Raw genomic sequence first — 11,434 nt, forward strand, 5'->3', positions numbered from 1 at the left:
GGGACTCGATGCGGGAACTGGATGCGCAAACTCGATGGGGGTCTCAGCCCTTGACCGCGCCGGCGGTGAGCCCGGCGACGATGCGGCGCTGGAACAGCAGCACGAAGACCACGATCGGGATCGTGATGATCACGGCGGCGGCCGCGATCGAGCCGGTCGGCTGCTCGAACTGGGAGCTCCCGGTGAAGAAGGCGATCGCCGCCGGAACCGTCCGGGCCGAGGTGGTGGAGGTCAGCGAGATCGCGAACAGGAAGTCGTTCCAGCAGAAGATGAAGACCAGGATGCCGGTGGTGAACACGCCGGGTGCCGCCAGCGGCGCGATGACCAGCCGGAACGCCTGCCACGGCGTGGCGCCGTCCACCTTGGCCGCCTTCTCCAGGTCCCAGGGGATCTCCCGGAAGAACGCCGAGAGCGTGTAGATCGCCAGCGGCAGCGAGAAGGTCATGTACGGGATGATCAGCCCGGCCCAGGTGTCGAACAGCCCGAGTGCCCGCTCGATGTCGAACAGCGGCGACACCAGCGAGATCGGCGGGAACATCGCGATCAGCAGCGACACCCCGATGAGCAGCCGCTTGCCGGGGAAGCGCAGCCGGGCCACCGCGTACGCGGCCATGGTGCCGAGCACGACGGCGATGGTGGTGGCGATCACCGCGATGCCGATCGAGTTGATCAGGGCGCGGGTGAACTCGGAGGTCTGGAAGATGCCGCGGTAGTTGGCCAGGGTCCACTGGCGGGGCACGAAGGCGCCGTCGGAGAGGGTGCTCGGCTCCTTGAAGGAGAGCGCCACGATCCACCACACCGGGAAGAGCGCGTAGAGCACGACCACCAGGTTGGCGATGCCCCAGCCGGTCAGGGTCCGGGTGTGCCGGCCGCTCATCGGTGCTCCGGTTCCGCGCCGGGCGCGGCCGCGCCGAACAGCTTGACGAAGACCAGCGCGATGAGGGCCACGCAGACGAAGATCAGCACCGAGATCGCCGAGCCGATGCCCAGGTTGAGCGCGGTGAAGAGGTTGTCGTAACCGAGGATCGACACCGAGCCGGTGCCGTTGGAACCGCCGGTCAGCACGTAGATGTTGTCGAAGATCCGGAAGGCGTCCAGGGTGCGGAAGAGCAGGGCGACCAGGATCGCCGGCTTCATCAGCGGCAGGATCACCAGTCGCAGCCGCTGCCCGAAGCTCGCGCCGTCGACCATCGCCGCCCGGACCGTCTCGTCCGGGACGAGGGCCAGGCCGGCGAGCAGCAGCAGCGCCATGAACGGGGTGGTCTTCCACACCTCCGCGAGGATGATCAGACCGACGGCCGGCCACTGCTCCGTCAGCGGGGCGCTGCCCTCCGGCAGCAGGGCGGCCAGGTAGCCGGTGCCCGGGGTCCAGGCGTACTGCCAGGAGTAGGCCGCCACCACGGTGACGATCCCGTACGGCACCAGCACCGCGGTGCGCACCGTGCCGCGCCCGAAGAGCGTCCGGTGCATCACCAGCGCGAGCGCCAGGCCGAGCACCAGCTCGACCGCCACCGACACCACGGTGATCAGCACCGTGACGCCGAGCGCCTGCCACCAGAACGGCGAGGTCAGCACCGCGCCGTAGTTGGCGAGCCCGATCCAGTGCGCCTGCTCGGGGAAGCGCAGGTCGTAGCGCTGCAGGGACAGGTAGACGGCGTAGCCGATCGGGTAGGCGGTGACGCCGAGCATCACGATCACCGCGGGGGCGCACAGCAGCAGGCCCAGCCGGCGTTCCTGGCGGGCCCCGCGCGAGGGCCCGGCCGGTTGCGGTGCGGCCGCGGCGGCGGTCTCGGTGGACGGTGTCACGGGATCAGCCCCTTCGAGCCGAGGGCGTCCTGGATCTGCCCGCGGAGGTCGGCCACGTCCTTCTCCGGGTGGATGCCGGCGGGCGGGGAGAGGGTGTGCGAGATGGCGATGGAGACGTTCTGGTAGGCCGGGGTCTGCGGGCGCACGCTGGCGGAGTCGAGGGCGGCCAGCACGTCGGCGGCGAACGGGTAGCTGGCGGTGAGCTCGGCCGTCTCGTACAGGCTGCGCAGCGAGGGCGGCAGGCCGCCCTTCAGCGCGTTGGTGAGCTGGTTGTCCCGGTCGCGCAGGCAGAGGGTGGCCTCGGCGGCGAGGTCGGGGTGCCGGCTGTACGCGCCCACCGCGAGGTCGATCCCGCCGATGGTCACGCTGGCGGGGCGGTCGGCGCTCACCGCGGGGTACGGGGCCCAGCGGAAGTGCGGGAACAGCTCCGGCCGGTTGGCCTTCATCGAGGGGTAGACGAAGGGGTAGTTGAGTTCGAAGGCGGCCGTCCCGGACTCCATCGCGAGCCGGTTCTGGTCCTCCATCTGGTTCGGCAGCGAGGGGTCGGCGGCCACCGACGTCGCCAGGTCGTGCATCACCCCGGCGGCCGTGACGGCGGGCGCCCCGAGCGAGGGCGCCTGCGCGTCGGGGGTGAGGATCGTGCCGCCCGCGCTGGTGACCAGCGTGTTGAACCAGACCGTCAGCCCCTCGTACTGGGCGCCCTGGATCTCCACGAAGTGCGGCTTGCCCTCGGCGGCCAGCTGCTGCGCCCGGGAGAGCATCTCCGCCCAGGTCCCGGGCGGGGTCGGCACCAGGTCGTCGCGGTACCAGAGCAGCTGGGTGTTGGAGTTGTACGGCACGGCGTACAGCCGGTCCCGCCAGGTCGCGGTCCGCACGGCCGCGTCGAGGGTGTCGGCGGTGGCCCGCGCGCGCATCTCCCCGGTCCACTCGCGGATCCAGCCGGCCTCGGCGAACTCGGCGGGCCAGGTGACGTCCAGGCCCAGGACGTCCACCTCGGTGTCGTGCGCCGCCATCCGGCGCACCAGCTGCTGGCGCTGGCCGTCGGCGCCGCGGGGCAGCTTGTTGTAGCGGATCGTGTAGCGGCCGCCGGACTGCTGCCCGCAGCGGTCGGCGGCCTGCTGGAGGGCGCCCGAGTCGTCCGGGAAGTTGTACCAGTTCAGGGTGACCGGGCCGCCGCTCCCGCCACCCCCGCAGCCCACCAGGGCGGAGGCGAGCACGGCCAGTCCGGCGGCGGCGCTCGCCCACCGCGAGCGGAACGTGGGGACCCTCGGCATCGTTCTCCCGCGCTGGGACGGACCGGTCCGGCCGACCCTAGCCGGGCTCCCCCGGCCCGCCCCGGCCTGCCGGGCCGCCGGGCCGGGCGACCAGCCGGACGGCGGAACCGGGCCCCGGGCTCCCGGGAGGCGCCGGTCCGGGTCGGCACGGATACTGGCCGCACCGAAACCTCCGGAGGCTGGGACCGCACCGGAACCGAGGAGCACGCCGTGACCGGACCCGTCGTCGTCGGATTCGACGGCTCACCCGAGAGCCTGGCCGCCGCCGCCTGGGCCGCCCGCGAGGCGCAGCGCCGCGGCCTGCGCCTGGACGTCCTCCAGGCCTGGCCCCGGCCGAAGCAGATCGCCCCCGGGAGCAGACCCGGCGACCACCCCGCGCTGGCACAACTCGCCGAACGGGAGAGCGAGTTGCGCACCCTCGCGCCGACGGTGGAGGTCGCCGCCACCTCGGTGGCCGCCGATCCCGTCGAGGCGCTGGAGGCGGCCGCGCACGGGGCCGCCCTGCTGGTGCTCGGCTCGCGCGGGCTGGGCACCCTGCGCGGCTTCCTGGTCGGTTCGGTGAGCCAGGAGGTGCTGCGCCGGGCGGACTGCCCGGTGGTGCTGGTCCGGGCCGGCGGGGACGAACCGGACGGACCGGTGACGGTCGGCCTGGACCTGGCGCACCCGGCGGACGAGGTGCTGGCCTTCGCCTTCGAGGCCGCTGCCCTGCGCTCGGCGCCGCTGCGCGTCCTCCACGTCTGGTCCCCGCCGGCCGGCAGCGAGTACATGTCCTACGGGGCGATCGGTGGCCTGGAGGGCGAGGTCTCCGCCGTCGAGCGCAGCGGGCTCGACGGGGCCCTGGACCCCTGGCGGGCCCGGCACCCGGAGGTGACGGTGACCACCGACCTGATCCGCGGCAAGCCCGCCGTCGACCTGGTGGACGCCGCCGCGACGGCCCGGCTGCTGGTCGTCGGCCGCCGCGTCCGGCGGATGCCGCTGCGCCACCACCACCTCGGCCCGGTGGCGCACGCCGCGATCCACCACGTGCACTGCCCGGTCGCGGTCGTCCCGTACGGCTGACCGGGAGCCGGCCCGGGCGCGCTACAGTCCGGTGCCATGAGTGAGTCCGTACGCCCGCCCTTCGGGAACTTCGCCTCCGCCGTGGCCGCGCTGGAGGCCGGCGCGGAGCTCGCCGCGCCCGTCGCCGACGCGCTGAAGAACTGGGACGACCAGGAGGCCGCCGCCTCGGTGCTCTACGTGGACAGCGATCCGCTGAAGGCGGACACCGCCGTGTTCTGCGCGGCCTACGACACCCCGCCGGAGCTCTCGGCGAACTGTGTGGTGGTGGCCGCCAAGCGCGCCGGGGAGGTGACCCTGGCCGCGTGCCTGGCCCTGGCCACCACCCGGGTGGACGTGAACAGGGCGGTGCGCACCCACCTGGGGGCGCGCAAGGCGTCCTTCGCGCCGATGGACACCGCGGTCGAGCTGACCGGCATGGAGTACGGCGGGATCACCCCCGTCGGCCTGCCCGGCGACTGGCCGCTGCTGATCGACGAGGCGGTGGCCGCGGCCCCGTACGTGCTGGTCGGCAGCGGGCGGCGGCGGGGCAAGCTCATCCTGCCCGGGTGGGCGCTGGCGAAGCTGCCGGGCGCCCGGGTGCTGCCGGGTCTGGCCGGCTGACCGGCCCGGCAGCGCCCGGGCCCGGGGCCGGCGGGGCCGGAGCCGGCGGGCCCGGGGTCAGCGGGTCCGGGGGGCGAGACCGACCGGGCAGACCACCGGGGTGCCGTGCACCGGGTCGGTGAGGATCACGCTCTCCACCCCGTACAGCTCGCGCACCAGCTCCGGGGTGACGATGTCGCGCGGCGCGCCCTGGGCGGCCACCTCGCCGTCGCGCATGGCCACCATGTGGTCGGCGTAGCGGCAGGCGGTGCTGAGGTCGTGCAGGACGAGGACGACGGTGCGGCCGCGCCCGGTCGTCAGGCCGCGCACCATCTCCAGCACCTCCAGGGCGTGGCCCATGTCCAGCGCCGAGGTGGGTTCGTCGAGCATCAGGATGTCGGTGTCCTGGGCGACGGCCATGGCGATCCAGGCGCGCTGGCGCTGGCCGCCGGAGAGGGTGTCCAGCGGGCGGTCGGCCAGCTCGTGCAGGTCGGCGGCGGTGAGCGCGTGCTCGACCGCCTCGGCGTCGGCGGCGGACCACTGCCGCAGCAGGCCCTGGTGCGGCTGGCGGCCGTAGCGGACCAGGTCACGGACGGTCAGCCCGTCCGGGGCGGTGGCGGACTGCGGCAGCAGGCCGATGATCCGGGCGATCGCGCGGGTGGACAGCGAGGTCAGCGGCTTGCCGTCGAGCAGCACGGCGCCGGAGCGCGGGGCGATGGTCCGGGCGAGGCCGCCGAGCAGGGTGGACTTGCCGCAGCCGTTCGGGCCGACGATGACGGTGACCTGCTGCCGCGGCAGTTCGAGGTCGAGCCCGCGGACCACGACGGTGCGGTCGTGGCCGAGGCTGAGCGCGCTGGTCGCCAGCCGGGGCGCTCCGGCAGCAATCCCATCGGTCGCGGCGGGCACGGCGGTCGCGGTACGGGCGGTCATGCGGTCCTCCGGGGACGGGTGGTGAGCAGCAGCCAGAGCAGGTACGGGCCGCCCACGACGGCGGTGACCAGGCCGGCCGGGACCTCGATCGGCGACAGGACGGTGCGGCCGAGCAGGTCGGCGAGCAGGGTGAAGGCGGCTCCGGCGGCGGCCGAGGTGAGCACCGGGACGCAGCGCGATCCGGCGATCCGGCGGGCCGCCTCGGGCGCGGCGAGCGCGATCATGCCGAGCGGTCCGGCGACGGCCACCGCCAGGCCCGCGCAGACCACGGCGACCACCAGGACGCCGACCCGCAGGCCGCGCACCCGGACGCCCAGCCCGGTGGCGACGGCGTCGGAGAAGCGCAGCAGCGACAGCCGGCGGCCGAGCAGCACCGCGGCGGGCAGGCAGACCAGCAGGCCGAGTTGGAGGAGGCCGACGGCGTCGGCGTCCCGGCTGTTGAGGGTGCCGACCGTCCAGGCGTACGCGGAGTTGGCGGCGTCGATGGCGGCGCGGGAGAGCATCAGGTTGGTCACCGCGCCGAAGACCGCGCCGATGCCGAGGCCGACGACCAGGAAGCGGTAGCCGTTGCGGCCGGCCCCGCCACCGAGGGCGAAGGCGAGCGAGGCGGCGGTGGCGGCGCCCACCAGGGCGGCGGCGGAGGGCAGCAGCTGGGTGGCGACGCCGGTGACGGAGGCGACGGCGAAGGCGGTGGCGCCCTCGTTGAAGCCGACGGTGTCCGGGGTGGCCAGCCGGTTCTGGGCGAGGGTCTGCATCAGGCAGCCCGCGACGCCGAGGGCGGCACCGACGGCCAGTGCGGCCTCGGCGCGGGGCAGCCGCAGCTTCTCCACCAGCAGCACGTCGCGTGCGGTGCCGTCACCGAAGGCGGCACGCAGGGCGGTCACCGGGTCGAGGTTCGTCTCACCGACGGCCAGGCAGACGGCGGTCACCGCGACCACGACGAGCAGCAGGGCGGCGCCGCCGAGCAGCGGCCGGACCGGGACGAGCACCGAGCGGCCGCCGAGGGCGAGCAGCCGGGTGCCGGGCGGGGTCGGCAGCCGGGTCGCGGCCGGGGGCGTGCCGGGGCTCGCGGCGTTCTTCGCGGCGGCGGCTTTCGCGGTCTTCACGGTGGGGGTCACAGCGCGGGCATTCTGTGCGAGCGGACGACGGCGACCAGGACGGGGGCGCCGCACAGGGCGGTCATCACGCCGAGCGGCATCTCGTACGGGCGGGCCACCAGCCGGGAGGCCACGTCGGCGAGCAGCACGACGGCGGGCCCCAGCAGGGCGGAGACCACGAGCAGTCGGCGCAGGTCCGGGCCGACCAGGGCCCGGGCGGCGAAGGGCACCACCAGGCCGACGAAGGAGACCGGTCCGGCGATCGCGGTGGCGGCGCCGACCAGCAGGGCGACGGCGGTCACCGCGAGGGCGCGGGCCCGGCGGGGCTTGTGGCCGAGGCCGGTGGCGACGTCGTCGCCGAGGCTGAGCGCGGTCAGCGCCGGGCCGGAGAGCAGGGCCAGGACCAGACCGAGCAGCAGCACCGGCAGCACGGCCAGCAGTTGGTCGGTGCCGCGGCCGGCGACCGAGCCGATGGTCCAGAACCGGATCTCGTCGGCGGCCCGGGCGTCGGACAGCAGCAGGACGGAGGAGCCGGCGTTCATCAGTCCGCTCAGCGCCGCGCCGGCGAGCACCAGGCGGACGGGGTCGTCGCCGGCGCCGCGCAGCCGGGCCGCGCCGAGCGCCAGCAGGCAGCCGGCGGCGGCGCCCAGCACGGCGACGTACGGGCCGACGCTCGCGGCGCTGGCGCCGAGCACGATCGCGATCACCACGGCGAAGGAGGCGCCGGTGCTGACGCCGAGCAGGCCGGGCTCGGCCAGCGGGTTGCGGGCGGCGGCCTGCAGCACGGTGCCGGCCACGCCGAGCGCGAGCCCGACCGCGAGGGCCACGGCGGTCCGCGGGACGCGCAGGTGGAAGACGGTGAACCGGGAGTCGGAGTCGCCGTCACCGAGCAGGGTGGCGAACGCCCGTGACGGCCCCACGTCTCCCGCGCCGAGCAGCAGGCTCGCCAGCACGGCGAGCAGCAGTATCGCGCCGGCGGGCAGCAGTCCGCGCAGCAGGAGTGATCGGAATGTCACACCGGGCCTCCCCGTCAGGGCCTTACGTATGGTTAGGCTAACCTCAGAAAAACGGTTCGTCCGTAAACTACCATTCCTCGGAGAACACCCATGCTTGGCACCCGCTTTACCAAGACCCTGCTCGGAACGGCCGTCGTCGGCGCCCTCGCCCTGGGCCTGACCGCGTGCGGCTCCTCGGGTTCCGGCAGCTCCGCGGGTGGCTCCGACTCGTCCTCCACCGCCGCGAAGGGCGGCAAGCGCAGCATCGACACCGCCTTCGGCGCCGTGGAGGTCCCGGCCGAGGCCAAGAAGGTCGTCGCCCTCAACGACACCTCGCTGGACACCGCCCTCGCACTCGGCGTCACCCCGGTGGGCACCAGCGCCAGCCGCGGCGGCACCACTGCCCCCGCCTACCTGAAGGCCGACGCCGTCCCGCTGGTCGCCACGGTCAAGGAGCCCAACATCGAGGCCATCCTCAAGGCCGGCCCCGACCTCATCCTGGCCTCCTCGGGCATCGAGAAGTCCCAGTACGAGAAGCTCTCCGCGGTGGCCCCGACCATCGTCCCCAAGGCCGGCGACTGGCGCTCGGTGCTCGCCGTGTACGGCGACGCCCTCGGCCGCAAGGACGACCTGACCGCCAAGCTGGACGCGCTGGACAAGCGCGCCGCCAAGGCCGGCGAGGGCAAGGCCGGCAGCGCCGTCGTGATGCGCTGGATGCCCAACGGGCCGATCGTGATGAACACCACCAACATGCCCGGCGACCTGCTGAAGAAGGCCGGCGCCGGCACCATGCCGATCGCCGACGGCCTGGGCGCCCAGCCCCACTCGGACCCGCTGTCCCTGGAGAACCTCAACAAGGCCGACGCCGACCGGGTGTTCGTCGCCACCCTGAACGCCGAGGGCGAGAAGGCCCTGGAGACCGCCCGCAAGCAGGAGGCGTTCACCCGCCTCAAGGCCGTCGGCACCAACCAGCTCATGGGCGTCGACGGCCAGGTGTGGAGCAGCAGCTCCGGCCCGATCGCGGCGGAGAAGGTCGTCGAGGACATCGAGAAGGCCTTCGGCGCGAAGTAGTCGCCGCGGCCGGGGAATTCCCCCCCCCGAGCATTCCGAAGGGCCGTCGTCGCAGCGCATGCGGTGACGGCCCTTCCGGCGGTTCCTGCCGGCGGCGCGGGCGAGCGGCAACGCGTTGTGAACGGCGGACCCCCGGGCAGTCGCCCGGGGGTCCGCCGTCATGCCTCCAGGACCAGCCGCAGGAGTTCGCGCAGCGCCCCGCGCTGCTCGGCGTCGAGCCGGGCCAGCGGGTCGCCGGCGAAGGGCATGCGGGCGCGCAGATCGGCGGCGACCTCGCGGCCGGCGGCGGTGGCGGCGACGTGCTTGACGCGACGGTCGGCGGGGTCGACGCTGCGCTCGACCAGGCCGCGGGACTCCAGGCGGTCGACGATCACCGTCACATTGGACGGCTCCGCGTGCAGCCGCTCGGCGATCCGGCGCGTCGGGACCGGGGCCTCGGCGGCGAGCAGCGCCTTGGCCTGCAGCGCGGTCAGGTCGTGGGCCGCCGCGGCCGCCTCGGACTCCCGGCCGTAGCGGCGGTTGACGGCCGCGAAGAGTCCGACGATCTCCTGGGTGAGGTCATCCGGTGGGTGGGACATGACCACCAGACTATCCAGGTGCTTGACAAAGTGAAATGTCAGCCCACATAGTTATGGATCATATTGGTTATGATCCATAAGCACTGGGAGTCCAGCGAGATGAGCGACCGGACCGTCCTGATCACCGGCACCTCCTCCGGCATCGGCCTGGCCACCGCCGTCGCCGCCGCCCGCGCCGGCTGGCACGTCATCGCCACCATGCGCAACACCGCCAAGGCCGGCCCGCTGCTGGCGGCCGCCGAGGAGGCCGGGGTCACCGTCGACCTCCGGACGCTCGACGTCACCGACCCCGCGTCGGTCGAGGCCTGCCTGGCCGGCGTCGACCGGCTGGACGCGCTGGTCAACAACGCCGGCGCGGGCCACATCGGCACCCTGGAGCAGGAGAGCCTCGACGACGTCCGCGCCGTCATGGAGGTCAACTTCTTCGGGGTGCTGCACGTCACGAAGGCCGCCCTGCCCCTGCTGCGGGCGGGCAAGGGCCGCGTGCTGACCGTGACCAGCGTCGGCGGCGTGGTAGGCCAGCCCTTCAACGAGGCCTACTGCGCCGCCAAGTTCGCGGTCGAGGGCTACATGGAGTCCCTCGCCCCGGTCGCGGCCACCGCCGGCGTCTCCGTCAGCGTCGTCGAGCCGGGCGCGGTGGCCAGCGAGTTCGTCAGCAACGTGGGCCTGACGGACGACGCGGCCGAACAGGCCGGGCCGTACGCCCCCGCACTGGCCGCCTACCTGGACCGCACCCGCGGCGCCTTCGCCAACGCCCAGGCGGCCGAGGACGTGGCCGCCGGGATCCTCGACCTGCTCGCCGCCGAGCGCCCCGCCTTCCGGATGCTCACCTCCGACGCCGCCCGGGCCTTCGCCGGGGTCAAGCTCAAGGACCTCGACGGCTCGGCCGTCCAGGGCCTCACCTCCGGCTGGGTCGCATAGGGCCCGGCCCGTCGATCACCGGGGCAGGAGGCCCGCGACCGGCACGGTGGCCGGCCGGGTTCCGCGGACGTCCGCGACGCGGCAGCCGGGCACCGCCAGCGGATGCGGCTCCGGCTCCCCGCGGGCCCGGCGCTCGCGGTCGAGCTCGGCACCGGCCCGCACCGCCCGGTGCACCGCCCGGGCCAGCCGCGCCCCCCACAGCGAACGCGGGCCGCCGAAGGGGTCGGCGGGGGCGTCGGGGGACGCGGCGCGCACGGCCACGCAGACCGCGTCGGACGGGGTGCCCGAGCAGTCGTAGCCGGCGTCCAGCAGGGCCTGGACCTTGGCCTCGGTCGCGGTGGCCAGCAGGTTCACCAGTCCGGCGTCCGCGACCGCGGCCGGCACCACGGCCAGGATGTTGATCGTGCCGGGCCGGTACTCGGCCGGCGCCGCGGCGGGGTCGGCCGCCCAGAGCGCGACACCGATCCCGGTGGTCACCAGCGCGGTGACACCGCCGTCCTCGGCCCGGGTGCAGTCGTCCACCGGCGCCGCCGTCATCAGCCCGACGCCCGGGCCCGTCAGCCCTTCCGCGGCGGCCAGTTCGGCCAGGTGCTCGGCCGGGTCCATTCGCGCATAGCCGGGCCGCACCTGGGCGTTGAGCACCCACCCGCGGCCCCCGAGCCCGCCGCCGAGCACCGCGCTGCTCACCATCCGCCAGCCGGGACCGGCCCGCCACACCAGCAGGTGGCGGCAGGCGCCGTCCTCGGTCCGTACCGTCCGCCCCACCCGTACCGCACCGTCGTCCACGCCCACTCCCCCTCCACCGGGTACGGCACCCCGGCCCGCCGGACGCGGTCCGTCCGCTCGCAGGTCCGACAGCCGGGGCCGGTCGGGGCGGCCGTTCGCTCGGCTGCGGCGCCGACCGGTCCGGGCGGTGGTTGCGAAGGTATCACCACGCCGGTTCGCGGGATTCGCAGGTTCACGGGGTGCGGATGGATCGATTCCCCAGCGAGCCGGATCACCGACCGGGACCGGGGGGGGGGGGGGGGGGGCCCCCCCGTCCCCCCCCCCCCCCCCCCCCCCCCCCCCCCCTCCCCCCCCCCCCCCGGCACGCCCACCCCCCCCCCCCCCCCCCCCCCCCCCCT

General features: G+C 74.8%; 12 protein-coding genes. 4 read left to right on the forward strand and 8 right to left on the reverse strand.

The genetic code is table 11. The annotated features are described in order from the left end of the window. Positions 1–43 precede the first annotated feature (43 nt). Genes ACFVGO_RS04435 through ACFVGO_RS04445 form a run of 3 tightly spaced genes read right to left on the reverse strand, consistent with a single transcriptional unit; the run spans position 44 to position 3,080 of the window. On the reverse strand, positions 44–877 hold the full coding sequence (locus ACFVGO_RS04435) for a carbohydrate ABC transporter permease (protein WP_359898312.1): 834 nt from the start codon (positions 875–877) through the stop codon (positions 44–46). Next, complete coding sequence (locus tag ACFVGO_RS04440; protein ID WP_359898313.1) at positions 874–1,806, reverse strand: sugar ABC transporter permease; 933 nt, start codon at positions 1,804–1,806, stop codon at positions 874–876. Before ACFVGO_RS04440 ends, ACFVGO_RS04435 begins: the two co-directional genes overlap by 4 nt. Next, entirely contained in the window at positions 1,803–3,080 is a 1,278-nt protein-coding gene (locus ACFVGO_RS04445) for an ABC transporter substrate-binding protein (RefSeq protein ID WP_380350784.1), read from the reverse strand. The genes ACFVGO_RS04440 and ACFVGO_RS04445 overlap by 4 nt, the downstream gene beginning before the upstream one ends. 210 nt (positions 3,081–3,290) lie before the next feature. Here ACFVGO_RS04445 and ACFVGO_RS04450 point away from each other — a divergent pair, with 210 nt between their 5' ends. Both ACFVGO_RS04450 and ACFVGO_RS04455 read left to right on the forward strand, forming a co-directional pair. Continuing rightward, a complete protein-coding gene (locus tag ACFVGO_RS04450) occupies positions 3,291–4,139 on the forward strand; it encodes a universal stress protein (protein WP_380630835.1) in 849 nt (282 codons plus the stop codon). 36 nt (positions 4,140–4,175) lie between these two features. Continuing rightward, positions 4,176–4,739, forward strand: a complete 564-nt coding sequence (locus ACFVGO_RS04455; protein ID WP_359898316.1) for a YbaK/EbsC family protein — start codon at positions 4,176–4,178, stop codon at positions 4,737–4,739. 57 nt (positions 4,740–4,796) lie between these two features. On the opposite strand, the gene ACFVGO_RS04460 is transcribed toward ACFVGO_RS04455, so the two are convergent. From ACFVGO_RS04460 to ACFVGO_RS04470, 3 genes are read right to left on the reverse strand one after another with little or no spacing between them, the layout of a single operon-like run. After that, positions 4,797–5,648 (reverse strand): ABC transporter ATP-binding protein, encoded by an 852-nt coding sequence (locus ACFVGO_RS04460; protein ID WP_359898317.1) that lies wholly within the window; start codon positions 5,646–5,648, stop codon positions 4,797–4,799. After that, positions 5,645–6,766 carry a FecCD family ABC transporter permease gene (locus tag ACFVGO_RS04465; RefSeq protein ID WP_380630836.1) on the reverse strand — a complete coding sequence of 374 codons (1,122 nt, stop codon included), beginning with the start codon at positions 6,764–6,766 and terminating at the stop codon, positions 5,645–5,647. Before ACFVGO_RS04465 ends, ACFVGO_RS04460 begins: the two co-directional genes overlap by 4 nt. Further along, positions 6,763–7,761 (reverse strand): iron ABC transporter permease, encoded by a 999-nt coding sequence (locus tag ACFVGO_RS04470; protein ID WP_359898319.1) that lies wholly within the window; start codon positions 7,759–7,761, stop codon positions 6,763–6,765. Before ACFVGO_RS04470 ends, ACFVGO_RS04465 begins: the two co-directional genes overlap by 4 nt. 90 nt (positions 7,762–7,851) lie before the next feature. On the opposite strand from ACFVGO_RS04470, the gene ACFVGO_RS04475 reads away from it, so the two are divergent. Continuing rightward, positions 7,852–8,811 (forward strand): ABC transporter substrate-binding protein, encoded by a 960-nt coding sequence (locus tag ACFVGO_RS04475; RefSeq protein ID WP_380630837.1) that lies wholly within the window; start codon positions 7,852–7,854, stop codon positions 8,809–8,811. Between the two features lie 158 nt (positions 8,812–8,969). Here the strand turns inward: ACFVGO_RS04475 and ACFVGO_RS04480 are convergent, their stop codons facing one another. Then, entirely contained in the window at positions 8,970–9,389 is a 420-nt protein-coding gene (locus ACFVGO_RS04480) for a MarR family transcriptional regulator (protein ID WP_359898321.1), read from the reverse strand. Positions 9,390–9,458: 69 nt separating this feature from the next. Between ACFVGO_RS04480 and ACFVGO_RS04485 the strand changes: the two genes are divergently transcribed. Continuing rightward, a complete protein-coding gene (locus ACFVGO_RS04485) occupies positions 9,459–10,310 on the forward strand; it encodes an SDR family oxidoreductase (protein WP_380630838.1) in 852 nt (283 codons plus the stop codon). A gap of 15 nt (positions 10,311–10,325) precedes the next feature. On the opposite strand, the gene ACFVGO_RS04490 is transcribed toward ACFVGO_RS04485, so the two are convergent. Then, positions 10,326–11,102, reverse strand: a complete 777-nt coding sequence (locus tag ACFVGO_RS04490; protein ID WP_380630839.1) for an adenosylcobinamide amidohydrolase — start codon at positions 11,100–11,102, stop codon at positions 10,326–10,328. Positions 11,103–11,434 lie beyond the last annotated feature (332 nt).

Source organism: Kitasatospora sp. NPDC057738, from assembly GCF_042798815.1.
GTDB lineage: Bacteria > Actinomycetota > Actinomycetes > Streptomycetales > Streptomycetaceae > Kitasatospora > Kitasatospora lactacystinica.